Annotated in this window: 23 protein-coding genes; 15 read left to right on the plus strand and 8 right to left on the minus strand. The window is 38.1% G+C overall.

Translation table 11 applies throughout. From position 1 onward, the window contains the following. Positions 1–30: 30 nt before the first annotated feature. The 4 genes from AC0JIQ_RS11035 to purL all read right to left on the minus strand — a co-directional run bounded on the left by AC0JIQ_RS11035 (position 31) and on the right by purL (position 7,888). Positions 31–1,245, minus strand: a complete 1,215-nt coding sequence (locus tag AC0JIQ_RS11035; RefSeq protein WP_474201672.1) for a multidrug effflux MFS transporter — start codon at positions 1,243–1,245, stop codon at positions 31–33. Between the two features lie 186 nt (positions 1,246–1,431). Next, positions 1,432–1,905 carry a CC0125/CC1285 family lipoprotein gene (locus AC0JIQ_RS11040; RefSeq protein ID WP_474201673.1) on the minus strand — a complete coding sequence of 158 codons (474 nt, stop codon included), beginning with the start codon at positions 1,903–1,905 and terminating at the stop codon, positions 1,432–1,434. 258 nt (positions 1,906–2,163) lie between these two features. Continuing rightward, a complete protein-coding gene (locus tag AC0JIQ_RS11045; protein ID WP_474201674.1) occupies positions 2,164–3,969 on the minus strand; it encodes a tetratricopeptide repeat protein in 1,806 nt (601 codons plus the stop codon). A gap of 88 nt (positions 3,970–4,057) precedes the next feature. Beyond that, a complete protein-coding gene (gene purL / locus AC0JIQ_RS11050; protein WP_474201675.1) occupies positions 4,058–7,888 on the minus strand; it encodes a phosphoribosylformylglycinamidine synthase in 3,831 nt (1,276 codons plus the stop codon). A 465-nt stretch (positions 7,889–8,353) separates the two neighbouring features. Between purL and AC0JIQ_RS11055 the strand changes: the two genes are divergently transcribed. From AC0JIQ_RS11055 to pal, 10 genes are all read left to right on the plus strand, one after another. After that, positions 8,354–9,694: a deoxyguanosinetriphosphate triphosphohydrolase gene (locus AC0JIQ_RS11055; RefSeq protein WP_474201676.1), complete on the plus strand. Its 1,341-nt coding sequence runs from the start codon at positions 8,354–8,356 to the stop codon at positions 9,692–9,694. 56 nt (positions 9,695–9,750) lie between these two features. Next, entirely contained in the window at positions 9,751–10,353 is a 603-nt protein-coding gene (gene ruvA / locus AC0JIQ_RS11060; RefSeq protein ID WP_004661171.1) for a Holliday junction branch migration protein RuvA, read from the plus strand. Positions 10,354–10,371: 18 nt separating this feature from the next. Continuing rightward, positions 10,372–11,367, plus strand: a complete 996-nt coding sequence (ruvB, locus tag AC0JIQ_RS11065) for a Holliday junction branch migration DNA helicase RuvB (protein ID WP_250748398.1) — start codon at positions 10,372–10,374, stop codon at positions 11,365–11,367. Positions 11,368–11,463: 96 nt separating this feature from the next. After that, positions 11,464–12,360 (plus strand): hypothetical protein, encoded by an 897-nt coding sequence (locus tag AC0JIQ_RS11070; protein ID WP_474201677.1) that lies wholly within the window; start codon positions 11,464–11,466, stop codon positions 12,358–12,360. Between the two features lie 148 nt (positions 12,361–12,508). Continuing rightward, complete coding sequence (gene ybgC, locus AC0JIQ_RS11075; RefSeq protein WP_004661168.1) at positions 12,509–12,916, plus strand: tol-pal system-associated acyl-CoA thioesterase; 408 nt, start codon at positions 12,509–12,511, stop codon at positions 12,914–12,916. A gap of 26 nt (positions 12,917–12,942) precedes the next feature. Beyond that, a complete protein-coding gene (gene tolQ / locus AC0JIQ_RS11080) occupies positions 12,943–13,641 on the plus strand; it encodes a protein TolQ (protein ID WP_004661166.1) in 699 nt (232 codons plus the stop codon). Continuing rightward, on the plus strand, positions 13,641–14,093 hold the full coding sequence (gene tolR / locus AC0JIQ_RS11085) for a protein TolR (protein WP_474201678.1): 453 nt from the start codon (positions 13,641–13,643) through the stop codon (positions 14,091–14,093). The genes tolQ and tolR overlap by 1 nt, the downstream gene beginning before the upstream one ends. 3 nt (positions 14,094–14,096) lie before the next feature. Continuing rightward, on the plus strand, positions 14,097–15,554 hold the full coding sequence (tolA, locus tag AC0JIQ_RS11090) for a cell envelope integrity protein TolA (RefSeq protein WP_474201679.1): 1,458 nt from the start codon (positions 14,097–14,099) through the stop codon (positions 15,552–15,554). 99 nt (positions 15,555–15,653) lie between these two features. Further along, positions 15,654–16,937 carry a Tol-Pal system beta propeller repeat protein TolB gene (tolB, locus tag AC0JIQ_RS11095; protein WP_474201680.1) on the plus strand — a complete coding sequence of 428 codons (1,284 nt, stop codon included), beginning with the start codon at positions 15,654–15,656 and terminating at the stop codon, positions 16,935–16,937. Between the two features lie 22 nt (positions 16,938–16,959). Next, positions 16,960–17,529, plus strand: coding sequence for a peptidoglycan-associated lipoprotein Pal (gene pal, locus AC0JIQ_RS11100; protein WP_474201681.1), 570 nt, complete (start codon positions 16,960–16,962; stop codon positions 17,527–17,529). A gap of 50 nt (positions 17,530–17,579) precedes the next feature. Here the strand turns inward: pal and AC0JIQ_RS11105 are convergent, their stop codons facing one another. Beyond that, the gene (locus AC0JIQ_RS11105) at positions 17,580–17,765 is read right to left on the minus strand and encodes an NF038105 family protein (RefSeq protein WP_005215212.1); all 186 of its coding nucleotides are present in this window, start codon (positions 17,763–17,765) and stop codon (positions 17,580–17,582) included. Positions 17,766–17,942: 177 nt separating this feature from the next. On the opposite strand from AC0JIQ_RS11105, the gene AC0JIQ_RS11110 reads away from it, so the two are divergent. From AC0JIQ_RS11110 to AC0JIQ_RS11130, 5 genes are all read left to right on the plus strand, one after another. Further along, positions 17,943–18,914: a class 1 fructose-bisphosphatase gene (locus AC0JIQ_RS11110; protein WP_005161257.1), complete on the plus strand. Its 972-nt coding sequence runs from the start codon at positions 17,943–17,945 to the stop codon at positions 18,912–18,914. A 59-nt stretch (positions 18,915–18,973) separates the two neighbouring features. After that, on the plus strand, positions 18,974–19,750 hold the full coding sequence (locus AC0JIQ_RS11115) for a TrmH family RNA methyltransferase (RefSeq protein ID WP_474201682.1): 777 nt from the start codon (positions 18,974–18,976) through the stop codon (positions 19,748–19,750). A 157-nt stretch (positions 19,751–19,907) separates the two neighbouring features. Beyond that, positions 19,908–20,519 carry an RNA polymerase sigma factor gene (locus AC0JIQ_RS11120; RefSeq protein WP_474203257.1) on the plus strand — a complete coding sequence of 204 codons (612 nt, stop codon included), beginning with the start codon at positions 19,908–19,910 and terminating at the stop codon, positions 20,517–20,519. Then, on the plus strand, positions 20,512–20,835 hold the full coding sequence (locus AC0JIQ_RS11125) for a hypothetical protein (protein ID WP_336937345.1): 324 nt from the start codon (positions 20,512–20,514) through the stop codon (positions 20,833–20,835). Before AC0JIQ_RS11120 ends, AC0JIQ_RS11125 begins: the two co-directional genes overlap by 8 nt. Further along, positions 20,825–21,214 carry a DUF3106 domain-containing protein gene (locus AC0JIQ_RS11130; RefSeq protein WP_241283568.1) on the plus strand — a complete coding sequence of 130 codons (390 nt, stop codon included), beginning with the start codon at positions 20,825–20,827 and terminating at the stop codon, positions 21,212–21,214. The genes AC0JIQ_RS11125 and AC0JIQ_RS11130 overlap by 11 nt, the downstream gene beginning before the upstream one ends. 96 nt (positions 21,215–21,310) lie before the next feature. On the opposite strand, the gene AC0JIQ_RS11135 is transcribed toward AC0JIQ_RS11130, so the two are convergent. From AC0JIQ_RS11135 to hda, 3 genes are all read right to left on the minus strand, one after another. Next, complete coding sequence (locus AC0JIQ_RS11135) at positions 21,311–23,761, minus strand: CSLREA domain-containing protein (protein WP_474203258.1); 2,451 nt, start codon at positions 23,759–23,761, stop codon at positions 21,311–21,313. A 17-nt stretch (positions 23,762–23,778) separates the two neighbouring features. Beyond that, positions 23,779–25,665: a rhombotarget A gene (gene rbtA, locus AC0JIQ_RS11140; protein WP_474201683.1), complete on the minus strand. Its 1,887-nt coding sequence runs from the start codon at positions 25,663–25,665 to the stop codon at positions 23,779–23,781. Between the two features lie 116 nt (positions 25,666–25,781). After that, complete coding sequence (gene hda, locus AC0JIQ_RS11145) at positions 25,782–26,477, minus strand: DnaA regulatory inactivator Hda (protein WP_004661138.1); 696 nt, start codon at positions 26,475–26,477, stop codon at positions 25,782–25,784. Positions 26,478–26,482: the final 5 nt, after the last annotated feature.

A 26,482-nucleotide genomic window follows, 5' to 3' on the forward strand; every position in this document is an offset into this window, starting at 1 on the left:
ATTTATTGTTTCCTACAAACCAGCTTTTTATTACATGCCAATACCTTTTTTATTTCTTAAATGTTTCTTCTCATACAAGGTCATTGCAAAAGCCAAACCACACAAAATCACAAAACCACAGGTCATTGGAATCAATGTACCATCATAAAGTTGCCCAATGATCGAGGCGAGAATCAATGAGAGCACAGATGAAGATGCGCCAATAATCGCCGAAGCCATTCCTGCGACATGACCCATGGGTTCCATTGCAATCGCATTTAAATTGCCAAATAACGTCCCAAACAATAAAAATAGAATACAGGCATATAGCATAAACATCCAAAACGAAACTGGCACACCCACAAGTTGAATGATCAAGAACGTTAACGAAATTAAACTTAACCCTAGAAAACCATAAATACAGATGGGGCGCATACCAAACTTCATCACAATTCTAGAATTGGTAAAGGAAGCGATGCCCATCACGCCTGCTAACACAGCAAAATAAGCACTAAACTCCTGTCCTGTTTTACCAAATTGCTGCATAAATATTTGCTGTGAAGTTCCTAAATAACCAATAAACCCACCAAAACAAAAACCAGCACACAATAGATAGCTCATTGTAGTTTTATTACTGACAACCTCCTTAAAACCGTCTTTGAATGCTTGAACACGCATGGGCAAACGATTTTCAGGGACGAGCGTTTCTTCCAAACGCAAAGCCACCCATGCACCAACAACAATGGCATAAACCATATATAAAACAAAAATATCACGCCAACCAAAGACGTGAATAATCAGTTGCCCCAAACTCGGTGCAACAGCAGGTGCTACCATAAATACCATCATGATCAAAGACATGATACGTGCCATTTGTGCACCACTATATTTATCTCGCACGATAGAAATCGAAGCCACATAGGGCCCAGAAACACCAATCCCTTGAATAAAACGCCCGACAAAGAACCATTCAAAACTTTGTGTTGAATAACACAACAAACTTCCTAAAAAGTAAATCACGATTCCCGTAAATAAAATCCGTTTGCGTCCAATCGCATCGGACAATGGGCCTGCAATCAATTGCCCAATCGTCATACCTGAAAAAATACCGATGATGACCCACTGTGCCTGATTGCTATTTTGCAGTCTAAAAATTTTTCCAATTTCACCTAGAGCAGGTAACACTGCATCAATCGAAAAAGAAACAATTGACATCAACAATGCCATTAATAAGGCGAACTCATGGAAATGGATTTTTGATTTCATTGTTATTCTCGTTCAACTTTATAAAGTGATTTTTGGATCATCCAAGCAAATAAACCACCTTTCGGCGGCTTATTCAATTGATTCATATCAAACAGCACAAAGATCTATCCTACGATCTTCTAATACACCTTATTTAATCTTTAAAAAAGCAGTTTCTGCAAGTAAGTATGAATAATTTAGATCTATTTATTTTATTCCAATTTGATACTTATGCTTAATTGATTCATTAACAGAAGCTGAAGCATATATTTTACTTTCCGCACTAGTAGTTTCTGTAGCACATCCCACTTCGATTGTAGATTTTGGAGAATATAGCTTAGATGAGCCATCACTATTTCCAAGGATACGATTTTCTATTGAACTTGAAAACGCATTCACTTTATGTGACTGAGGAAATGCGAGACTTCCTATATTTTCATTCGCAGAATTTAACACTTTAAAATTCGTGCATCCTCCCGCAATCATTAGCTCAGAAGCTCTCAACAATGCAAAATCACTTGCACGTTCTTGCGATGTTTTTTCGTTTCCTTTAAATGTCACTCTGAAATGATTTTGGGATAATTGAGTTTCGGCAAAACCCTGTTGTCCTAACAGAGCATGAGGCTGATAAGCTGTTGAACACCCTGTTAATAGAATAGATAAGATCAGTATTTTTTTCATTGTTTTATTCCCCCTCACGAATAGAGTAAGAATATCACACCTAAATCTTATTAAAACAATTTATTAATAAAAAAATATTTATTATCAATAACTTAAATTTAATTGATTTGTATAGTTTATTTCTCTATAAAATCTATAACTTGTCAAAAAAAATGCCACTAAAAAAGTGGCATTTTCAACAATTGATGCTTAATTAACCAATAAATTCAGGTGTATTACAGCATCATCAAACATCATTATTTCATAGTAAAATGTCTATTATCTTTTCCAGAACATCCACTTGGGTGTTTGCTCACGTATTAACTTTTGAATTCGCTCTAAACCTGCGAGAGCCTCTTTATTAGAAAGGCGATAAAATTTTTCATATTCAGGATTTGGCTTACCATTGATTGTTTTAGGAAAAAGTTGGGTATCCTTTAAAGATGCTTCATATAGCTCTTGAGCATATTCTAAATTCTGCTCAACAATAATACCATTTTCATAAAAGTAACCCATCTGATAATAGGCATACCAATTGTCTTGTCCCATCGCTTTACTCACCCAATAATAGGCTTGCTCATAATTAATTTCCGTGCCCCAACCTTTTAAATACCAATCTCCAACTTGTGATTGAGCTGCATCATCCCCTCTTTTCGCCATTTCCACATAAAGCAGGGTGCGGAATTTCGCTCCATCCTTAATATAAGGTTTGTATATATCATTTGCAGTTTTTCTAATTTCTTCATTAGTATAATTTTGTGGGTGAGCTAATATTCTTTGAGCTTGTTTTAAAATCGTATCTTCGGAAAAACTCTCTAATAATTGCCATGCTTCTTGTTGCATTTTTTCGTTTTGATCAATATTTGCACTCAACACTTCTTTCAAATGTTTTTGAGCTAAATCTAAATCTTTTTCAACACCATGTCCTTGTAAATACATCCGACCTAAAGACAAATGAGCAGCAACCACATTGCCTTCGGCTGCTATTGAATACAATTCAAAAGCGATATCCAAATCTTGTTCTATACCTAAACCATGCTCATATTTATCAGCAAGATTATTGGTCGCAATAACGTTTCCAAGATTCGACGATTTCTGATACCAATAAACAGCTTGTTCGTAATCCTGTTCAACACCTATTCCATCTTGGTACATCCAACCCAAATGATATTGGGCATTCATCAATGCAATGAGTTCTGTTTTGGGTGCTTGATTAACAATATGAGCGTAATGAGAAAAAGCTTTTTCAGGGCTGATGACTTCTTTGTTAATTTCTCGATAACCTTGATGGTGAGGTGCTAAAAAACTCGATAACCAACCAAAACGATAATATGAACCTAAGGCCAGTTTTGCTCGCCAACTACCTTGTTTCGCTGCTAACTCTAAGGTCTCTACACTTTTGGCTAAATCCTGTGTGGTACCTGTTCCATTTGCATAGCGATTTGCCAATTCATAACTTGCGACACAATCCCCCAACTCAGAAGCTTCCTTATAAAAACCCAAACTACGTTGGTGGTCTTTTTCAATAATACGACCAATGAAAAATTCTAAAGCAAATTCGCAAATTGCTGGGGTAAATTCGGATTTCGCTGCTTGTACAAGATATTGTAAATAAGTATCAAAATCTTGTTGCGGATAAGCAATACATTTCGCCTGATAAAATAAAGCAAGCCCATTATTATCCTGAATCAGTTGGGTAATTTTTTGTTCAATAAAAGCATGATTTTTTTCATTTGTTTCTTCAAGTTGCTCATCTCTCATTAAAAAACCAAGTAAACGAAAAACATCCGAACGCAAAATTAACGTTTCTGTTGTAGTGTATGCCCCCTCTAAATCACCAAATTTAATAGGCCGCTCAGCTTGTTCTTTTTGTCGATCTGTATGAATAACTCTAGGATAAATTACAGGATTATCTGCATTAGGATGCATTAATGCCACACCAATGACTTTTCCTGCATTTGTTTTTACAACATCCCATACTTTCATTACTGGTGATTCAAACTCATAACATTCATCATTTTTACTTAAATAAAGAACAATATCCCCACGTTTAATTTCTTCGCCTGTTAAATAATACAATGTCATTTTGATTTTCCTTTTTTTTATATTGTTTAATTTAAAAAAAACCACCTTAAACGCATTTAAGGTGGTTTTTTTGACACGTTAAATTAGATTAACCAATAAATTTACGTGCATTACGGAACATACGTAACCAAGCACCATCTTCAGCCCAATCTTCAGGCTTCCATGAATGTTGTAAGGCACGGAAGTTACGCTCTGGATGCGGCATCATCACTGTTGCACGACCATCTTTAGAAGTTTGACCTGTAATCGCCTCAGGTGAACCATTCGGGTTCAACGGATAGTGCTGAGTTGGGTTACCCAAGCTATCCACATAACGCAAGATCACTTGATTCTCTGCATTTAAAGCAGCAATTTGCTGTTCAGTTGCAACCAAACGACCTTCACCGTGTGCAACTGCGATCGGTAAAATTGAACCTTGCATATCTTCAAGCAATACAGAAACAGATTTTTCTACGCGAACGTTCACGGCACGCGCTTCAAATACTTCTGAGGTATTACGGTGGAAACGCCCCCAATGCTCTGCACCTGGAATTAATGGTGCAAGTTGTGACATCATTTGACAGCCGTTACATACGCCTAAGCTGAAAGTGCTCTCACGATGGAAGAATTGTTCGAACTGATCACGTAATTTCGGGTTGAACAATACTGATTTCGCCCAGCCACCACCAGCGCCCATCACATCACCGTATGAGAAGCCACCACACGCCACTAAACCTTCAAAGTCACTTAAGCTCACACGACCTGCAAGCAAGTCGCTCATGTGTACGTCGATGGTATTGAAGCCCACTTTGTCAAAAGCAGCAGCCATTTCCACATGACCATTTACACCTTGCTCACGCAAAATTGCCATATTTGGACGACGTGTATTGATAAACGGCGCTTCAACTGGCTCATTTAGGTCATAAGTTGGTTGTGCAATTAAACCTTTGTGGTTTTTATCTGCAATTAAAGCAAACTCTTGATCAGCCGTTTCAACATTATCACGTAAACGTTGGATCTGATGCGATACTTCAGCCCATGCTTGTTGCAATTCAGCACGCTCTAAAGCCAAACCATTGACAGCCAATTGATCCGTAGTATTGACACGACCAACAACTGCAATTGCATCTTTCAAACTTGATGCCGTAACTTCAACTTCTAACTGTGCCCAATCAGCCGCTGTGATTTGTAGTACAGCACCAATTTCTTCAGCGAATAAACTTTCAGTTGATTGATTTTCTAAAGCAACACCTAAGCGTGAAGCAAACATCATTTCAGCAACAGTCGCCAATAGACCACCATCACCAATGTCATGGTAAGCTTTGATCACGCCACGATTGTTCCAGTCTTGAATCAAGGCAAAGAATGCTTTGAAGTCATCAAAACTATCAACATCTGGGGTAACAGAACCGATTGCTTTATATACTTGCGCAAGGATCGAACCACCTAAACGGAATTGACCTTTAGATAAATCGATACGTACAAGTACTGAGTCTGCTAAATTTTTCAGTTCAGGTGTTAATGTTTTACGTACATCTAATACTGGTGCAAACGCAGTGATCACGCCTGTCATTGGAGAAGTTACGGCTTTATCTTCGCCATCATTCCAAGTGGTACGCATTGAAAGTGAGTCTTTACCGACAGGAATAGCGATACCCAATGCAGGACACATTTCCATACCAATCGCTTTCACACCTTCAAACAAGGCTTGGTCTTCACCTTTTTGACCAGCAGCAGCCATCCAGTTTGCAGAAAGTTTGATATCGCTGATTTGTTCGATGTTGGCACACGCAATATTGGTAATCGCTTCAGCAACGGCTAAACGCGCTGATGCAGCAGGATTTAACAAAGCAACTGGTGGACGTTCACCCATCGCCATAGCTTCACCTGTAAAGCCTTGCAAGCTTGTCGTCGTTACTGCTGCATCTGCGACAGGAACCTGCCAACGGCCAACCATTTGATCACGTGCAACCATACCTGTAATCGAGCGGTCACCAATTGTGATCAGGAATGATTTAGACGCAACTGTTGGATTCTTCAATACGCGGAAAATCGCATCTTTCAAATCAACTTTTGATGCATCAAAGTCGTTACCTTTACGTTCAATCGTTTCATATGAACGTTGCATACGTGGTGTACCACCCAACATGACTTGCATTGGGATATCGACTGCATTGTTTTCAAATAATGGATCTTCAACAGTCAAATGACGTGCTTCAGTCGCTTCACCAAGTACTGCAAACGGACAACGCTCACGTGCACAAATTTCTTCAAACTGTTCTAAAGATTCTGGACGAATCGCTAACACATAACGTTCTTGCGCTTCATTTGACCAGATTTCCATCGGGCTCATGCCTGGCTCTAAAGATGGAATCTTACGCAGGTTCAATACAGCACCTAACTCGTGATCATTCACTAGTTCAGGCATCGCATTTGATAGACCACCCGCACCCACGTCGTGTACAGACACGATTGGGTTAAAGTCTTCTAAGCGCCAGCATGTATCAATGACTTCTTGGCAACGGCGTTCCATTTCTGGGTTTTCACGTTGTACTGAAGCAAAGTCTAAGCTTTCACCCATGGTACCGCTATCTACAGATGATGCAGCACCACCGCCAAGACCGATCAACATTGCAGGGCCACCCAACACGATGAGTAAGTCACCCGGTTGAATTGCATCTTTTTCAACGTGGTCAGGACGAATGTTACCGTAACCGCCAGCGATCATGATTGGCTTATGGAAGCCTTTCACATCACCATTGACATTCTGTTCGAAAGTACGGAAATAACCATTTAATGCAGGGCGACCGAATTCGTTATTAAACGCAGCACCACCCAATGGACCTTCAATCATGATTTGTAATGGCGATGCCATACGTGAAGGTTTACCATAGTTTTCTTCCCAAGGTTGTTCAAAACCAGGGATATTTAAGTTTGAAACCGTAAAGCCTGTTAGACCTGCTTTTGGTTTACCACCACGACCCGTTGCACCTTCATCACGGATTTCGCCGCCCGAACCTGTCGCAGCCCCAGCAAATGGAGCAATGGCAGTTGGATGGTTGTGTGTTTCAACCTTCATTAAAATATGAGCAGCTTGGCTCTTATATTTATAAACGAAGTGACCATTTTCATCCGCTTTCGGATAAAAACGCATGGTGTCATAACCCACGATCACAGATGCGTTATCTTTATATGCCGATAACACATCGGTCGGAGATTCTTTATAGGTATTTTTAATCATTTGGAACAATGATAATGGTTGTTTTTCACCATCAATTGTCCATTCAGAACCAAAGATTTTATGACGACAATGTTCTGAGTTTGCTTGTGCAAACATCATCAACTCGATGTCGTTTGGATTACGACCCAACTTGGTAAATGCTTCGGTGAGGTAATCAATTTCTTGCTCAGATAAAGCAAAGCCAAACTCATTGTTGGCTTTAACTAACGCTTCTTTTCCTTGACCCAAGATATCAATTGAGTTCAATGGCTTCGGCGAAGTTTCTGAGAATAAAGCTTTTGCATCATCAATTTGAGCAAAAACGCTCTCTGTCATACGGTCATGTAAAGCCAATTTCACTTCATTTGAGATCTCTTTCACACCTTTCAGTGTAAACAGCAGACCACGCTCTAAACGGTGAATTGGGGTATTACAGTTTTGGAAAATATCGGTTGCTTTAGATGACCACGGCGAGATTGTCCCTACACGCGGTGTGACTAAAATCTGGATTTCATCACTTGCAGCTTGGCGAAGTTCGAAAGATTGACCATCGTTTAAAAGTTGTAATGCCGATTGATGTTGCTGCTCGTTGAGCGCTTGATCAAACAAATAAACCCACTGGCTGTCAAAAGATTGAACAGAACTCATTGACGTTAATCGGTTTAAGAGTTGAGCTTTCTTGAAAGAAGAATGTGCTGATGCACCGGCCACGATAAACATGTTGACTTTGGCTCCACGGGCGGGTCTAACGAACCTACCACAATGTGACTTATGAGAGAGCGCATATTCTACTGTGAAAGGTTCATTTCAGCTAGCTATATCCATCTTAAAAATCAGAGTTTTCTACTGCAAATGGCTTAATTTCTTGTAGCTTTATCCATTTTACTTTATTCGTAACAATTCATTTAGCCTGCTGTATAAATCATATTTCTTGTTTACAATTCTTCTTTTGTAGAAATACCAAACTGAAAAAAGAATTGATCATTGCCTGTAAATGACTCTTTTACGCCACCATCAACAGCTTATACAAGCAACATATGCGAACCAACAAATGTATTAAATTATGATTGAATACAAAACTATAAACGACAACATACTTATCCAAGACAACTTATGTCGCACTACTCTAGTGCTTTAATCTTTTTTTTGGCATGATGATCTTGAACTCATAGTGAATAATGATGAATGGAACAAATGCGTTGGTTGGAATTGCTTTCTGCAATTCGTTTAGGCAGTAAAAAAAGCAGTACAGAATTGGCTCGAAGCCCTTTCCATAAAGATTATGACAGAATTATATTTTCTCAAAGTTTTCGTCAGCTAAATAGAAAAACTCAGGTTCATCCACTTACACAACATGACGGCATTCATACGCGCTTAACCCATTCACTTGAGGTCTCTTGTATTGGTCGATCTTTAGGTATGTTGGCCGCAGAAAAAATCAAAGATGAATTACCGATGTGGATCTCCCCAGCAGATGTCGGTGCGATTATCCAAGCCGCCTGTCTAGCGCATGACATTGGTAATCCCCCCTTTGGACATGCAGGTGAATATGCGATTCGAGAATGGTTTGATGATGCGTCACATCGTGACTTTCTCAGCCAATTAACGCCAGAAGAAGCCGCCGATGTACGTCAATTCGAAGGCAATGCACAAGGACTTCGTTTGCTTAGTCGGATTGACTATCATCCTGATGATGGTGGCATGCGTTTGACCTGTGCCACACTCGGAGCTTATTTAAAATATCCATGGCTATCTAAAACCATTGAAGAACAAAGTGATACACCCTCACACCAAAGGGCGAAGTTTGGTTGCTATCAATCTGAAAAAGAAATTTTAAAACAGTTAGCAGAGCAACTCGGTCTTATTCAGCTCGGTGACTATCATTATTGCCGTCATCCGCTCACTTATTTGTTAGAAGCTGCAGATGATATGTGCTATGCACTCATTGATTTGGAAGATGGCATCATACTCAATATGCTCAGTTATGAAGAAGTTGAGCCGATCTTTCTCAATTTAATTGCCGATTTCGGCCTACCAGAAGAATTACACCTACCCCATACCACATGGCAACAAAAAGTCGCAGCTTTGCGTGGGCGTGTAATGAAACGTCTTGTTGATGAAGTCACTACTGCTTTTGCTAAACATCATTATGAAATTTTAACGGGTCAGCTTAAAGGCAGTCTTTTACAATATTGCTCACCCGATATTGAAATAGGTATTCAAACAGCGAAGAATCTTGCCAGAGATCGAATTTTTGAACATCCTCAGAAATCAGGTTTAGAAATAATCGCGCATCAAAGCTTACAAACTATTTTGGATGCTTTTATTCCATTAACCATGCCACATAAGACCTTGAGCTTTAAAGAACAACGTTTGATGTCTATTTTGCAACATTCAGGCGTAAATCTGCAAAACAATCACTATAATAATATTATGCAAGTTCTAGATATTATTAGTAAGTTCTCAGATCACCAAGCCTATAGCTTGGCGCAAGAGTTACAAGGAAATAAAGTTGGGTTCTTTTAAAATAGAGAACTTTATCTTTTAATTTGAATTTTCAAAACAACAGTGAAACAAGTTTTATGATCGGATGTTTAATTGGCGAAGTGTTTGCCTTAGAAGCCCCAACCGTATTGCTTAATGTAAACGGTGTGGGCTATGAAATTGACACACCACTTTCGACATTTTGCCAATTACAAAAAGGACAGAAAGTCACTTTATGGACACATTTGGTGGTTCGTGAAGATGCACAGCAACTGTATGGTTTTAGTGATGCACAAGAGAAAATTATTTTTCGTACTTTACTCAAGGTCAATGGTGTCGGTCCTAAAATGGCGCTCGGTATTCTTTCGACTTTGAGCGTGGACATGCTGATCCATACTGTTGAACATGGCGATGTAAAAACACTAGTCAAAGTCCCAGGAGTTGGTACGAAAACAGCTGAACGTTTAATGATTGAACTACGTGATCGTTTTAAAGCATTTTCAAGCACTACCGTTTCAAATAATACAGCGTCCGCTCAAATACAGTTCACTGGAAATTCTGCTGTTGCCGAAGCTGAAGCCGCTTTACAATCACTGGGCTACAAACCACTTGAAGCACAGAAATTGATTCAAGCCGTTAAAGCAGATTTTACCGAAGCCAGTGATATTATCCGAGCTGCACTTAAATCATTGAATAAATAAAGATAGACCGAACTCATTATGCAAGACCGTTTAATCAGTGGTTCTGAAAAACCAGAAGATCATTTTGATCGTGCGATTCGCCCAACCTCTCTTGAAGACTATATTGGTCAGCCTGTGGTACGTGAGCAAATGGAAATCTTTATTGGTGCTGCACGAGGTCGTGGTGAAGCACTCGACCATACCTTGATTTTTGGTCCGCCGGGTTTAGGTAAAACCACATTGGCGAATATTATCGCACGCGAAATGGGCGGTAATTTAAAATCTACCTCTGGTCCTGTATTGGAACGAGCTGGAGATTTAGCGGCGATGCTGACTAATTTGGAAGAAGGCGACGTTCTCTTTATTGACGAAATCCATCGTCTATCCCCTGTCATTGAAGAGATCCTTTATCCAGCGATGGAAGACTATCAACTGGATATCATGATTGGTGAAGGTCCTGCTGCTCGTTCAATTAAATTAGATTTACCACCTTTCACTTTAGTTGCAGCAACGACACGTGCTGGTCTACTCACCTCACCTTTACGTGACCGCTTTGGGATTGTTCAGCGTTTAGAATTCTATTCTGTTGAGGATTTAACCCATATTGTCACTCGTTCGGCAAATCTTATGGATGTTCCGATTACTAAGGCAGGTTCAACTGAAATAGCTAGACGTGCACGTGGTACGCCACGTATTGCCAATCGTTTATTACGTCGTGTTCGAGATTATGCGCAAGTGAAAGGCACAGGTGAAGTGACACAAGATATGGCACAACGTGCTTTAGACATGCTGAATGTAGATAAAGATGGTTTAGATACTTTAGACCGCCGTTATCTCAGTATGTTACTTGAGCGTTTTGAAGGTCGTCCTACAGGTGTTGAAGCTTTAGCAGCCGCGATGGCTGAAGATAGCGGAACACTTGAAGATGTAATCGAACCTTACTTAATTCAACAAGGTTATGTCATGCGTACTGCACGTGGTCGTATTGCAACAAATATGGCTTATTTACAGTTTGGTATGACACCACCTGAATAATTTAAAAATATTTTTAATAAAACACTTCTTATAATGAAGTAATTAAAATAATATACAGATCATTCTAATTACTTCATTATTTTATCAAGGGCAGAAATGAAAAATACATTATTAATAACATTATTTTGTGGTAGCACTGTATTATTAACAGCTTGCGGTGGTGGGAGTGATAGTAACAACAATGAAAACTCTTTACAAACCAAAGAAAAAGTAGACTACACTAGAGCAGAAACAATCGAATCTATTTACGAACCAATAATAAATTTATCTCAAGAGAAAAATAACATTTTTTTAATAGGTACTGAATTTGCTGAAAGCCTCTATTACAATATTTATGCTGGCAGCAACTTTAAATGTTCGGACGGAACATATACAAAAAATAGCGATAGAAGCATTACATTTAATAAGTGTAAATTTCTGGATTATGTTAAGGATGACAACAGCGGTATAATTCGCCTAAGAGTTATAACCATCTCTGGATTAGTAAATAGCAAGGAAACGCTTTATGAAGATTTAAAACGCTATGAGACTACACTGAAAAATTTCAAAATCATCTCGCCCAATAATGACAGCATTACGTATAATGGCAATATTCTCAGCAAATACAGTGATAATAATGCTCAATATCAAATTAAGAAAATGGCATTAAGTGCATTTGATAATGAGATAAAAGAAACACAACAATTAACTGTTAATAACTATCAACTAAACGCAAATAATCTTACAATCATAGGACAAGGAAATGTCGAAGGTAACCCTGAGGATAAAGTCTTCTCTGTAAACTTCAAAAGTGAACTTAGCTTTCAGAGCAATAATGATAAGATTGCTTTCTATCCTAATTATGCTGACATTGTAATTGAAGATACCAACAATGTAAAAAATTCAATTAAGCTTTCGAATACCAGCAATTATCAAGCTTTAATTAGTGCATATGCAAATGGTATAACAGTTAGTGGCTATCCTAAAATAATCGATTGGAATGAGCTCAATTAAATTTAAATGATTATTCTTTATGAGGCCCTACATACTAGGGCTTTTTTTATCCACGTCAACAATATGTTATTTATTACTATTCCCATCGTATCATTGACGCAATATCATTCCATCAATTGCTCGCAGTATGCAGAAATAGGTTAAAGATATGGCTAATCATTTTGAATTTAATATTCGTGTATATATCGAAGATACAGATGCAGGCGGTATCGTTTACCATGCCAATCACATTCGTTTTATGGAACGCACGCGAACTGAATGGTTACGTGCAGCAGGCGTCGATCATTACTGGCATCAACAAGACTACAACTTCGTTGTACATCAAATTCAGGTGAAATATGTACGCCCAATATTAATGGATGACTTAATTACCGTTACAGCACGTGTTATTTCGTGTAAAGCAGCATCTTTTGTGTTGCAACAAAATATTTATCGTGGTGAAATCTTGCTGGCGTCAGGTGAGGTTACGTTGGCATGTTTAAACAAAGAGTTAATGCCACGTAGACTTCCTGAAGAAATACGTGATCTGATTCAAAAAGAATTAGCACAGGACTAAAAATAAACTTTTCGGCACAGTGACTTATGGCAACTAATTTAGAATCTTCTCTACATATTTCTGACCTGATTTTACAAGCCAGCCCAGTCGTGCAATTGGTCATGTTGATCTTATTACTAGCGTCAATTTTCAGCTGGTATTTAATTGCCAAATTACATATGGGTTTTAAAAAAGCAGCGCAAGATGATGAGCATTTTCAAAAAATGTTCTGGTCAGGTGCCGAATTAAACACACTCTACAATAACGCTCAGTTAAACTCCAAACGTAGTGGCTTAGAAGATATTTTTTATCAAGGTTTAGGTGAGTTTTTTAAACTACAAAAACGTAAAGCAGATACCAATCAAACCATTGAAGGTACTGAACGTATTCTGCGAGTCGGTCTAAGTCGTGATCAAGGCGGTTTAGAACAAGGTTTAGGAGCGCTTGCAAGTATTGGTTCTGTTGCGCCTTATATCGGCTTATTCGGTACGGTTTGGGGCATTATGAATGCCTTTATTGGCCTTGCTGCCGTTGATCAAGTTACTTTGGCAACTGTAGCACCGGGTATTGCTGAAGCACTTATTGCAACAGCAATCGGTTTATTTGCAGCAATTCCTGCTGTGCTTGCTTTTAACCACTTCACTGCAAAAGGCGAATCAATTTATTCAGATCGTGCATTATTCGCAGAAGAAATGGTCGCTCTTTTACAGCGTCAAGCGATTGGATCGACACAGGAAGATGCATAATGGCAATTCAACGATCTGGGCGTTTTGAACGCATTAAAAAACCATTGAAAAGTGATATGAACGTTGTACCGTATATTGACGTTATGTTGGTACTTTTAGTCATTTTCATGGTCACTGCACCTATGATTACCAGCGGCATCAAAGTTGATCTGCCCCAAGCCAATAATAATCCTATCGAATCGAAAGATATGCCTGCAATGGTAACGATTGGCAAAGATGGCAATATTTATTTGCAATACCAAGATCACAAAGATAGTGAACCTCTCTCACTTGAGCAGCTTGAAACTATTTTGAGTAATGCCCAAAAGCAAGCGGAACAAGAAAATAAACAACTCACGGTATTAGTGAATGGTGATAAATCTCGCCCCTATGGTGAGGTTGTATCACTCATGGCTAGTTTACAAGAAGCAGGTTTAACTCAAGTTGGTTTACTGACAGAGCCATTAAAATAAGTTATGAAAAAATTTCAAGAGCCACCTTTTAAACAAAATGCAATTGCGCTAGGTTTTACCCTTGGGGTACATGCAATTGCGATTGTTGGCTTGCTTTTCTTAGGTCTAAGTAAACCGCCTGAGCAACCTAAAAAACTGACCACAATTTTAGTCAAGCCAGAAGATTTACCACCACCGATGGCAAAACCTGTAGAACAGGAAACGACTGCTGAAAATCAAGCGGAAGAAATATTAAGCCCTGTTGTAGATAATACTCAACCTGAAAATGTTCCTGTCACTACACCAACGCCTACTGCACAGCAACTCGCTGATGCAAAACAAAAAGCTGAACAGCAACAACAAGCACAGTTAGCAGAACAAAAACAGAAAGCCGAAGAAGCTGCTCAAGCAAAATACGCAGAAGAACAACGCAAAATTGCCGAAAAACAACGTGCAGATGAAGAAGCAAAACGTCAAATAGAACAAGCTACTGCTGATAAAGCTTCAAAAGACAAGGCTGCTGCTGATAAAGCTGCTAAAGACAAAGCCGCTGCTGATAAAGCTGCTAAAGACAAAGCCGCTGCTGATAAAGCAGCTAAAGACAAGGCCGCTGCTGATAAAGCAGCTAAAGACAAAGCCGCTGCTGATAAAGCTGCTAAAGACAAGGCCGCTGCTGATAAAGCAGCTAAAGACAAAGCCGCTGCTGATAAAGCAGCTAAAGACAAAGCCGCTGCTGATAAAGCAGCTAAAGACAAAGCCGCTGCTGATAAAGCTGCTAAAGACAAGGCCGCTGCTGATAAAGCAGCTAAAGACAAAGCCGCTGCTGATAAAGCAGCTAAAGACAAAGCCGCTGCTGATAAAGCAGCTAAAGACAAAGCCGCTGCTGATAAAGCAGCTAAAGACAAAGCCGCTGCTGATAAAGCTGCTAAAGACAAAGCCGCTGCTGATAAAGCTGCTAAAGACAAAGCCGCTGCTGATAAAGCTGCTAAAGACAAAGCCGCTGCTGATAAAGCTGCTAAAGACAAGGCCGCTGCTGATAAAGCTGCTAAAGACAAGGCCGCCGCTGATAAAGCTGCTAAAGACAAGGCCGCTGCTGATAAAGCAGCTAAAGATAAAGCAGATGCCGAAAGAGCCGAAGCAGATGCAAAAGCCGCTGCTGCTAAAAAGGCAGAGCAAGAAGCCGCTCAGAAAAAAGCCGATGTGAAAAAAATCGCTTCAACAGCTAAACGAGATTTTACAAATAAAGTTTACTCTGCCTGGAAAGTACCTTTAGATTCTCGTGGTAAAACTGTAGGTGTTAGATTTTTGCTATCAGACTCTGGACAAGTCCAATCTATTGTAATCACACGCTCTAGTGGGGATGATGAATTAGATGCAAGTATTAAAGCTGCCATTCAAAATGCAGCTCCATATCCAATGCCTGAAGATCCAGATGCTCGTAGAGATGCAAAAAATGTAACTTCAAACTTTACAGCGAAATAGTAATGAATAGTTAACGTTACATGCTTTTAATAGAACAAAGCCTGTAACTATGTTAAATAATCAACAGCCACAAAAATACGAACACAAGTAATTGTAACTATGGACAAGACCCGTAAGCACCTCATCTCCTTCGCAGTTTTTACTGCAATTAGCGCAATTGTTCCAACAGCAACTTTTGCACAATTACACCTTGAAATTGCAAAAGCACCTGAACAAGCGCCTAAAATTGCAATTATCCCTTTTACAAATGACAGTGCGATTTATCCAATCATTGAAAATGATTTAAATCGTTCAGGTCGATTTACAAGTGCATCGCAAAACTTACCCGCAACTGCAAGCATCAACCAAATTCAAGCTGGTGACTGGCAAAATGCCAGTGTGCCCTATGTTGTGGTTGGTCAAATTAAAAACATTGATGCGAATACATTTGAAATTCATTACCAACTTTATGACGTACAAAAGCAACAATATTTATTAAACGAAGTTCTAACCGTACCAAGTAATCGCGTTCGTCAAGCTGGGCATATGATCAGTGATGCGATATACCAAGCACTGACTGGTATTGCTGGTGATTTTAGCGGTCGTATTGCCTATGTATTACGCAATCCAGAAACCCCTGCTCAACGCTATACATTACAAATTGCTGATACGGATGGCGAACAGCCTAAAACGGTACTGTCATCACGAGATCCTATCCTTTCCCCAACATGGACACCTGACGCTAAAAAAATTGCTTACGTCTCTTTTGAAACTAAACGTCCTGCAATTTACATTCAGGATTTAGCAACGGGTCAACGTGAGGTTTTAGCGAGCTTCAAAGGCTTAAATGGTGCACCAAGCTTCTCGCCCGATGGGCAATCAATGTTGTTCACAGCATCTATGCATGGTAATCCTGAAATTTATCAGATGAATTTAAATACGCGCCAATTACAGCGTATGACAAATGACTCAGCGATTGATACCGAAGCACGTTATGCACCTGATGGAAAATCATTTATTTTCACCTCAGATCGTGGTGGTTCTCCACAAATTTATCGCTACAGTTTTGATGATAGTTCAGTTAAACGCCTTACCTTCAAAGGTGCATTTAATGCACGCGGCACTTTAAGCGCTGATGGTAAAAAAATTGCTTTAGTTCATCGACCAAGTGGCAGTAATTACAAAGTTGCATTACAAGATATTAATACAGGGATTACTAATATATTGACACCAACCAGTCTGGATGAGTCACCAAGTTTCTCTCCGAATGGACAAATGGTTGTTTATGCAACACGTGAAGGTAACCGTGGCTTACTCTCTATTATGTCTACAGATGGTCGTTTCCGTATGAATTTACCAAGCGAACAAGGTGAAGTCCGTGAACCAGCTTGGGCACCAAAATAAATTTGATTGATTGGAGAATCACATGAATATTAAATACCTAACACTTCCACTCTTAGCTGCGACGATTGCTTTCACAGGTTGTGCGAGTCGTAAACCTGCTGCTGAAATCACAGCAGGTAATACTGCGCCAAACAGTTCAACTACAGTAAGCACAGAAGGATTAAGTGAAGATGCTGCATTAAATGCGCAAAACTTAGCTGGTGCATCATCTAAGGGTGTCACTGCTGCAAACAAAGCTTTTTTAGCGAAGCGCGTAGTTCACTTTGATTATGACAGCAGTGATTTATCAAATGATGACTATCAAACACTTCAAGCACATGCACAGTTCCTTGTCGCAAATGCTAATTCTCGGGTGGCATTGACAGGTCATACTGATGAACGTGGTACGCGTGAATACAATATGGCTTTAGGTGAGCGTCGTGCAAAAGCTGTCGAAAGTTTCTTGATTACTAATGGTGTCAACCCACAGCAGTTAGAAGCCGTGAGCTACGGTAAAGAAGCTCCTGTAAACCCGGGTCATGACGAAGCAGCATGGAAAGAAAATCGTCGCGTAGAAATTAATTATGAAGCAATGCCACCATTACTAAAATAATGTTTGGATTTGCAATAAAAATGCTCACAATGTGAGCATTTTTATTTTCATTAAGATGAAGACTCTTGCTTCGACTGAGGTTGCATCGACTCAATCATATCGTGCTTATTAAATTCTTTATACTCAGGCTTTGCTTCATACTCTTTCCAAGCATCTTTCACACTTTCTTTCGAAATCGTATCTAGGCTAATTGATTCACTTGGCGTGGGCGTAGCTTCAAAATTTTTGGTTGACATCGTTCCTCTCCAAACTTCCTGTCTAGTATGCAATCAACATAACATGTAATAGAATACTTGTAATCACAAAAGCAACATAAATAAAGTAAGATAATTTTTATTTTCGAGCGATCTCATCTAGAATAGCGACATTCTTTTTTATCATTTTTTGATGCGGCTAAACCGGAGCAATTCAATATGTCAAACCTTACATTATCCCAATATTTAGAACAACAAAAAGGGAATTTGACACCAGAATTGGCGCAAGTCATTGAAACAATCGCGGCAACATGCCAAACCATTGACCAAGCACTACAAAAAGGCGCTTTAGCTGGTATTTTAGGCAGTGCTGGTAATGAAAATGTACAAGGTGAAACTCAAAAGAAATTAGATGTTATTTCTAATGATTATCTTATTGATGCATTAAAAGCGCATCCGCAAGTAGGTGGATTAGCTTCTGAAGAATTGGATGACTTCACGCCTGCCCAAGAAAATGGCAAATATTTAGTGTTATTCGATCCACTCGATGGTTCAAGCAACATCGACATCAACATGTGTGTTGGCACAATTTTCTCTATTCTTCCCGCTAAAAATGCAGTCACTCAATCTGCAGATTTTATGCAAGCGGGTACTGAGCAAGTGGCGGCTGGTTATGTGCTTTATGGTCCTTCAACCATGTTAGCGCTTACCGTAGGTGCAGGTGTTGTATTCTTTACTTTCGATCCAACCACTCAAACCTTCCTACTTACTACGGATCAAGTACAAGTTTCAGTAGATACACAAGAATTCGCTATCAACTCATCAAATCAACGTCATTGGGAAAACCCTGTAAAACGCTATATTGACGAGCTTTTAGCGGGTAAAACATCAGTCCGTGAAAAAGATTTCAATATGCGTTGGGTTGCATGTATGGTGGGTGATATTCACCGTATCTTATGCCGTGGTGGTATTTTCCTTTACCCTTATGATCTAAAAGATCCTAAAAAAGCAGGTCGTTTGCGTTTAATGTATGAAGCAAATCCAATGAGCATGTTAATTGAACAAGCTGGTGGTGCTTCTACGACAGGACGTGTTCGCATTATGGATATTCAGCCAACAGAATTACACCAACGTGTTCCTGTTATAATTGGCTCTAAAAATGAAGTGGAACGCGTAACAAGCTACCACTAATTACTTTTATATTCAGGGCATTATTATCATCTTATAATGCCCTTTTGGATCTTTATATTATGGCTGTTATTTTTCTAGAATCAAAAGACAATGCAAAAATCAAACATTTGCGTGGGCTGATCGAACTTAATAGTGCTCGAAAGAAACATCAGCAAACTGTTCTAGAAGGTACTCATCTATGTTTAGCATGGCTACAACAACATAAAAAAATCTTTTCATTATTTACGACTGAACAAGCTCTCGATCATCCTGAATTACAAAAGATGATTGAATTACACCAAGGACATATTTTTATCATTAGCGAAGTACTGTATAAAGATTTAAGTACTTTAGGTACAACCCTACCTTGTTTAGCAATTATTGATCTTCCAAAAACGTCATTAACGATTGACTTCGAAGCAGATACACTCATTCTCGAAAATGTCCAAGATCCTGGAAACGTCGGTACTTTACTCCGTTCAGCTGCTGCCGCGAATATTAAACAAGTAATTTGTACGCAGGGTTCAGCCTCCCTTTGGTCTCCACGTGTATTACGCGCAGGAATGGGCGCCCATTTTAGCGTACATTGTTTTGAGAATTTTCAGTTAACCGACATTCTTCCCAAGTTTCAAATTCCTGTGTTTGTAACCAGTTCACATCGTTCAACCAGCTTGTATAGCAAAGATTTAAAGCAAGCATGTGTTTGGATTTTAGGTAATGAGGGACAAGGTGCAAGTGACTATGCCTTAGAACATGCTCAGGCTGTTACTATTCCTCAACCGGGTGGGCAAGAATCATTAAATGTTGCCATTGCTGGCTCAATTTGCTTTTTTGAGATGGTCCGCCAACGTCAATAAAAACGTTAAATTATTTTAAATACGATTTTTTTAATGAAAAAATCCATTACACTCATAAAATAATTGCTTAAGTTGTCAACGCATCCACCATTTTCAACGTTATATGATTAATGAATTGAAATAATGGTGGGTATCCATGACAGGATTTTCCATCTCTATGGATTTAGCACCGAAACAGGCTCGAACTGAAAATGGTACTGATTGTAGTACTGTTGAACAACGTCTGCGTTTTTTTATGCATGACGTTACAGGTCGTGCACTTGTGATGATGGAAAGTGCAACTCAGGGACAACAAGGCATTGCAATGGATTTGGTACAAGAAGCCTTTATTTCATTGCATAAATCATATTCAGATAAAAGTATTGAAGAATGGTATCCATTGTTTTATACCATTTTAAATAACAAATTACAGGATTGGAGGCGCAAAGAAGCGCGTCGAGCGACTCCTTTCTCATTATTCAAAAAAATTAGCTTAGACGATGATGATGAAATTGTTGATGTCGTAGATGAGTCTACCCCCAATCCATTTGAATTTCTTAATCAAGAAGTCACAATGGATGAAATCCAAACAGCAGTTAACCATTTACCAGTACGTCAGCAACAAGCATTTATGTTAAGAGCGTGGGAAGGCTTTGATACGACAACCACAGCTCAAATTATGAACTGCAGTGAAGGTAGTGTTAAAACACATTATCATCGTGCAATCCAAGGACTTAGAATTGCTTTAGAGCATTTAAATCCACATACGGGAGGGTCATCAAATGAATAAAGATGAGTTCACTAAATCAGTGACTTCCAAACTCGATCAACTAGCAAAAGAGCAACATTACAAAAAAATGTTAGTGATGAACCATGTTCTAGACACTGTTCAAAAGAAACCAACCTCTTATTACAGTCTCTGGAAAATGGGAGGCTTTGCTTTAGCAGCAGCTCTTACTGGTATCGTTGTATTACCAAGCTCCCTACAACTGACCGATAAACCACAAAATCAGGTCGTCGTAAATCCAAAACTTTCACCACAAATGGTTGAAGATATGGAAATGTTGATGGTACTTGGTGAGGATAAAGTTCCACATGGCAGCTAAGAAAATAGCAATTGTTGTGTGTACACTCAGCTTACTTCAAACAAGTTTTGCTGGTTCTGAGCGTTTTTGGGTGTTCTCAAAATCAAACAAACCAACTACAGAAGAAGCTTGGGATGATTTATCTCCAGAAGAACAACGTGTTCTTATTAAACGTTATCAAAGTTTAAAAGAAATCCCAACCGATCAGGGATCTCAGCTTCAACAAAGAATGGAATGGTTTACCCAGCTTCCAGAAGATGAAAAACAAAAAATGCGTGATGTTTGGCAAAAACTGGGAACTCAAGAACGTAATACTTTGCGTAAACGCATGCAAAATGCTAGTGCCGAAGAGAAAGTGAACATCCGTGAAGAATATTTAAGCAAATATTCTGAACACTAATTGTTTTTATATGAATTGCTCTGTTCTTGTATGCATTTAATTTATAATTTGAAGATATAAAAAGAGCGCTTTTAAAGCGCTCTTTTTTATTCAATTTTACTTCTTATAACGACGATATGCTAGTAAACCCAACAAACTTAATGCAGAGAAGACTCCTGTACTCCCTCCGCCACTACCACTTTTAGCTGGACGAGTATCATCTGTTGTAGTTGCAGTACTGATGACTTTCACGGTTGCTTTATTAGAAACAACCCCATCAGCATCATAAACTTGATAATTAAATTCATAGTTGAATTTATTAAATATGTTTACTTCTTGAATATAAATATTTCCACCATAGCAAGTTTGATCCTGATCTGGCTCAGGGCAAGAGCCCTCACGATCAGCAGTTACCTTTAGATTCGTTTTAGGTACATTTGACAAACGAATTGGTAATTCAACCCCCTTATCATTACTCCAAAATGAAGGTTTATTAGGCTTATTCTCAGGACCTTTACCACCTTCGCCTGTATCACCATTATCGTTAGAAAAATTTAATAAATTCAGTACAGCTGTCTCTTTTTGTTGGTATTTTAAAGTGACAGACGTATCCTTGGCTTCTGGAGCTATATTATTAAAACGAGCTTTAATCAAGCCAGAAGACTCCACAGACGTCTTACTTCCTGGTTTAGATTTAATCGTATATTTACAATACTCAAAATCCCCAGCTTGAGTAATACCATCTGTTTTGCGATAGAAAATAATTTGACTTAGATCTGGGTTCCATTCACAAGCTAATTGTTCAGCATCTTTAACATTATAATCATTATCATCAATTCTCCCAATTCCTAATGGTTGAGTAACTACATCATATAAATCTTTATTAAAGAATTGCAAAGTATGAGTACCATTAGCCTGCTCTATTTCTTCAGGTAAAGGTAATTTGTAATTTTTCAAATCAATATAAATTGCACGATAATGCAGATTAGCTTTAGTTTTCGCTAAAAGATTTTTATATATCTCAAGATTTTCTTTATCAGAGGTAATTAACCCTGAATCATCTGGGTTTTTAATTAGGAATTCAAAATCATCAACTTTCTTTTGATAACCAGCGATCAATGCAGAAATCGATGTATTAGACAAATCCTCTAAATCCCCAGCGGTAAATTTCATCAACTCAATAGCGCCAACATCACAACTATTACGACTTTCTGGATTATAATACAGAGTACCATCAGCTATTCTAGCGATTCCTCGTTGGTCAAGTTCACTACATCCATCTGCACCTAATTTACTCACATCAACTAATTTTGAATTTTTTTGTGGGTAGTACAGTCGCATAAATGCTGTATATTCAGTTGGTTCCTGTATTGGACTAAGTAATTCTCGAATATCAGATACAGAGCTCACATCAATATTATTATTGTTTGTTGTTGGTATAATATCATCTGGTAAATCACAAATATTAGTACCAGTCTTTACTATAGCATTATAATCAGCAATAATATTTGCCCCTTTTAAATCTGAAGCTTTACCTAATAAATACCGGCACGCATGCTGACTATTATTATGAGAAATAACATTAAATGTTAAACTCTTAGAGCCTAAAGCATCATACAGAAAAACTGTATTTGCAGCATTTTCAACAATAGTATTACTATTTAATGTTAAACCACTATTTTTACTTAAAATACTTGATGTATTATTCTCTGTATTACCAGCTTTAGTATCACCACTAAATTTAATTAAATTTCCAGTAGCTGTATTAACAGTATTCTTAGCAATTGTATTCGTATTTAAGATTGTTGTAGGTTCACCACAAAATTCCAACATACTGCTAGAATTAACAGCTCCATTATTAGTCAAACTACTGTAATTAATTGTTATTGGTCTTTTAGGATACTTTTGGTCGCTTATACAAGTCATTCCTAAAATGCTGCCTTTTGGCGCCTTATTACCATCAATTAAACTATTTGCAATAGTCAAAGACGTTGAGGAACCTGCAAGGTATATAGCACCACCTTCAATATTTGATTGAGAATCTAAAATTTGAGTGTATTGAAGACTTACATTATTGCCAGCATAAATTGCACCACCTTCAGTTGCTGCGCGTCCATTTTTTAATGTGACGTAATTAAGTGCTAATGTTTTCCCACCAATTGTAGTATTAAAAATACGGGATTTATATTTAGCATCGATTATTGATTTAATAGGCGTTTGAGCAGGATATTGGTTTGTAATAACATTCTTTTTCTCCCAATTAGCAGGCGTAGCACCTACAATCAATACATCAACCATTGGCACTAATTCTTTATTTAGAACATACGTACCCTCTTCAAGTTGGATCTGCTTAGTCGTTGATGGCAGAATGTCAGAAATCTTACAGCCACCATAAGGTGTACGCCGTTTAGCTGTTTCTAACGCTTCTCGTAATGAACAAGCATTTGTATTTTCACCATCTTCATCAGCAAAAGTAGTTACCTTAATAACATCATCACTAGTTGCTGCAATTAATGGCATTGTTGCAACAACTAATGTCGCTAATATCCCTTTTTTATAATTTTTCATCATGAAATCATCCCTAATTAAGCTTTATTACGTCGTAAGCCAATTAATCCCAACAATATGAAAATTGCAGAAAATCCAATACTTCCTCCACCAACATTAACTGTTTTACTTTCAAAGTTATTTGGTGGATCTTGAACAATTGTCGTAGGAATAGTGATATAGTAATTCGACACATCATTAAAACGCGTAGTCGTGGTAATAATGCGCATATTGAACTTATCAGCACCATGCCAATTTCCATTAGGCGTATAAATTACGTTTCCATCTTGATCTAGTGTTAATTTCCCTTTAGATGGAGTTTGTGTTTGTACAATTTCCAAACAACCTGGTTGCCACGGTTGTCCATTCTTGTCTTTTTCCATATTTAAAATAGCTTTACATGACTCTGGATCTAATAGCTCACCATCCAATAGGTCATCAGCAATACTAAATTTAGCAACTTGACCATATAAAATATCTTGACCTACAATCGAAATATTCCCACGATCAACAATTAATTCAACTGAACCTAAATCACAAAACTCATCATAACCACTTCTATTTTTTCCTCTTTGGTCTACAGTCTCACAGCCAGCAAAACCAACTGTCGTACCATCACTGTAAATACGTCCTTTATTTACAATTAATGAATCTGAAAGTTTAAGATAAGACATTAATAAACGAGGTCTGAAAAAACCCAACATTTGATCTTTTGGAGTGTAATAAGGGCATAATAAACCATCAGCTGGAGGTGCATTACACACACCCTCATCATTTACACCGCCAGCAATCAATTTGTGCTTTGGATCATTTTTATTCCAAATAAAATTTGGACGATCCGTTGGAGAATTTAAATTACACTCTGCGCCAACTAAATTACTTTGTATTACAGATTCATCACCACTAGCTACGGTACAATTTTTGTCGTTATTATCAACAATGATACTATTAGAAACATATGCACTTGGATACTTTTTAGTCGTGGTAGTTGTACCATCCGTAGTTGTCGAAGTCCATTGAGGTGCTTGCAAGTACAAACCAGCAGTATTTTTGATCATTGTTATATTATTTAGAATCATACCTTCACGAATATTGGCGATGAATCCACCTTTATTATGAAAAATGGTTGTATTTCTTAGACCTGAAATACCTGTGGTTAATGCTGCACCAATTGTTTCATCAGTAAAACCAGTTTGAACATATAGTATCGCTCCCTCTGTCGATGAGCTGCCTTCATTATCTCTAATTACAGATTGAGAAATAATATATCGTGGCATTTCACTATAAATTGCTGCACCTTTATCTGCTTTATTATTTTGCAGAAGAGTATTATTTAAACTAACAAAACCTGCCGTTTTTTGAGTGCTTGAATAAATACCTGCATTATAAATAGCACCGCCTCTAGTAGCTAAACCATCTGTTAATTTAGAATACTTTATGCTTAGTGCTTCACGATTATAAATTAAACCACCATCATTAACCTTACTTGATGATCCTTTTAAATTTAATTCATTAAAAAAAACTTCAATTAATTCTTTTTCCACACTTCCATCATCGATTAAAAACAAACGATCATTTCCGATCATTTTTATCGTAGGATTATTTAAACCAAACTTGTTATCATTAAAATTACCACTACTTGCAGCATTAATTGTTAACGAAGCCTTAATTTCTAAAGATTTGTTTAATGTGTATTCTTTATCACGTTCTAGGATAATAATCGATGAAGCATCTTTATTACCGCAACCATGATAACCATTTTCAAATTCTTTTTGGGTTCGATTATTTAAGAATGTTACAGCTTCACGTAATGAACAAACGGTATCATCTTTGTCTTCATCAACTAATGTTGTAACTTGAATATCCGCAGAATATACATGTCCAGTAATCGCAAATAAAGCGCAGGCAAGCGTCCGTTTGAGCATACCGTTCTCCTTCTATTTTTCATTTTTCTTAGTATTGCAAACTACAAATTTGCAACCACATTCCTTTGTGCGTACTTTGTCATAGCTGTCAAAATTACTCAAGAAATTTTATGCGATTAGTGATATTCATCAATCAGAGCAAAAATTTGCTTAATCGTTGTATTTGAGAGCTTTGTTTTCTCACCTTTCAACATCTTTTCAAGTTGGGCAAGTGTCTGTAATAAAATCGAAGCTTGATGTGGCCCATTACTCAATAAATAATCAATAATTTGTTGGTCAAAATGAATTCCTCGCCTCGTCATAACAGAGTGTAATAAAGCCTGTCGATCTGTATATGAGCTTCCATTTGGTACTTTGACACTGACCGCTTGAGTCAGTCTCGACTGTAAGTCAGGTAATTCTAATTTTAATTCTATCGGTGCTACACGAGATGAAAAGACCAGTTGTCCCTCATGATTATTCATTAAATGAAAAACAGCTTTTTGCCAATGAGGTACACCACTAATTGCATCAATATCATCTAATGCCACTAAATCATAAAACTCTAATGAAGTAATCGCTTCAATTGGTGCATCTAATAATTCTAATAATGAGACTTTTATTGCTCGACGACCTAATTCTAAATATGAATCACAAATTGCAGAGAGTAAATGACTTTTACCTGTACCAGCACCACCATAAACATAAAAGCGATTTACCAGTCCAGTATGTAACTGTCGTATCGCATCAACTACATGACCCCACCCTGGCCCCGAGAAATCGCTAATTCGCGCATCGAGCTGTGGTTCTATATCGAGTTGTAGTTGACGCATATCGT

Source organism: Acinetobacter sp. FB, assembly GCF_056033405.1.

Coding starts and splice junctions, on each gene's coding strand:
- AC0JIQ_RS11125 (WP_336937345.1), top strand. CDS start 20,512: ATGAATAAAGATGAGTTCACTAAATCAGTGACTTCCAAACTCGATCAA.
- tolA (WP_474201679.1), top strand. CDS start 14,097: ATGAAAAAATTTCAAGAGCCACCTTTTAAACAAAATGCAATTGCGCTA.
- ybgC (WP_004661168.1), top strand. CDS start 12,509: ATGGCTAATCATTTTGAATTTAATATTCGTGTATATATCGAAGATACA.
- hda (WP_004661138.1), bottom strand. CDS start 26,477: ATGCGTCAACTACAACTCGATATAGAACCACAGCTCGATGCGCGAATT.
- pal (WP_474201681.1), top strand. CDS start 16,960: ATGAATATTAAATACCTAACACTTCCACTCTTAGCTGCGACGATTGCT.
- AC0JIQ_RS11055 (WP_474201676.1), top strand. CDS start 8,354: ATGGAACAAATGCGTTGGTTGGAATTGCTTTCTGCAATTCGTTTAGGC.
- AC0JIQ_RS11070 (WP_474201677.1), top strand. CDS start 11,464: ATGAAAAATACATTATTAATAACATTATTTTGTGGTAGCACTGTATTA.
- AC0JIQ_RS11110 (WP_005161257.1), top strand. CDS start 17,943: ATGTCAAACCTTACATTATCCCAATATTTAGAACAACAAAAAGGGAAT.
- ruvB (WP_250748398.1), top strand. CDS start 10,372: ATGCAAGACCGTTTAATCAGTGGTTCTGAAAAACCAGAAGATCATTTT.
- AC0JIQ_RS11035 (WP_474201672.1), bottom strand. CDS start 1,245: ATGAAATCAAAAATCCATTTCCATGAGTTCGCCTTATTAATGGCATTG.
- AC0JIQ_RS11040 (WP_474201673.1), bottom strand. CDS start 1,905: ATGAAAAAAATACTGATCTTATCTATTCTATTAACAGGGTGTTCAACA.
- AC0JIQ_RS11105 (WP_005215212.1), bottom strand. CDS start 17,765: ATGTCAACCAAAAATTTTGAAGCTACGCCCACGCCAAGTGAATCAATT.
- tolB (WP_474201680.1), top strand. CDS start 15,654: ATGGACAAGACCCGTAAGCACCTCATCTCCTTCGCAGTTTTTACTGCA.
- AC0JIQ_RS11120 (WP_474203257.1), top strand. CDS start 19,908: ATGGATTTAGCACCGAAACAGGCTCGAACTGAAAATGGTACTGATTGT.
- AC0JIQ_RS11135 (WP_474203258.1), bottom strand. CDS start 23,761: ATGAAAAATTATAAAAAAGGGATATTAGCGACATTAGTTGTTGCAACA.
- AC0JIQ_RS11045 (WP_474201674.1), bottom strand. CDS start 3,969: ATGACATTGTATTATTTAACAGGCGAAGAAATTAAACGTGGGGATATT.
- AC0JIQ_RS11115 (WP_474201682.1), top strand. CDS start 18,974: ATGGCTGTTATTTTTCTAGAATCAAAAGACAATGCAAAAATCAAACAT.
- rbtA (WP_474201683.1), bottom strand. CDS start 25,665: ATGCTCAAACGGACGCTTGCCTGCGCTTTATTTGCGATTACTGGACAT.
- tolR (WP_474201678.1), top strand. CDS start 13,641: ATGGCAATTCAACGATCTGGGCGTTTTGAACGCATTAAAAAACCATTG.
- purL (WP_474201675.1), bottom strand. CDS start 7,888: ATGTTTATCGTGGCCGGTGCATCAGCACATTCTTCTTTCAAGAAAGCT.
- tolQ (WP_004661166.1), top strand. CDS start 12,943: ATGGCAACTAATTTAGAATCTTCTCTACATATTTCTGACCTGATTTTA.
- ruvA (WP_004661171.1), top strand. CDS start 9,751: ATGATCGGATGTTTAATTGGCGAAGTGTTTGCCTTAGAAGCCCCAACC.
- AC0JIQ_RS11130 (WP_241283568.1), top strand. CDS start 20,825: ATGGCAGCTAAGAAAATAGCAATTGTTGTGTGTACACTCAGCTTACTT.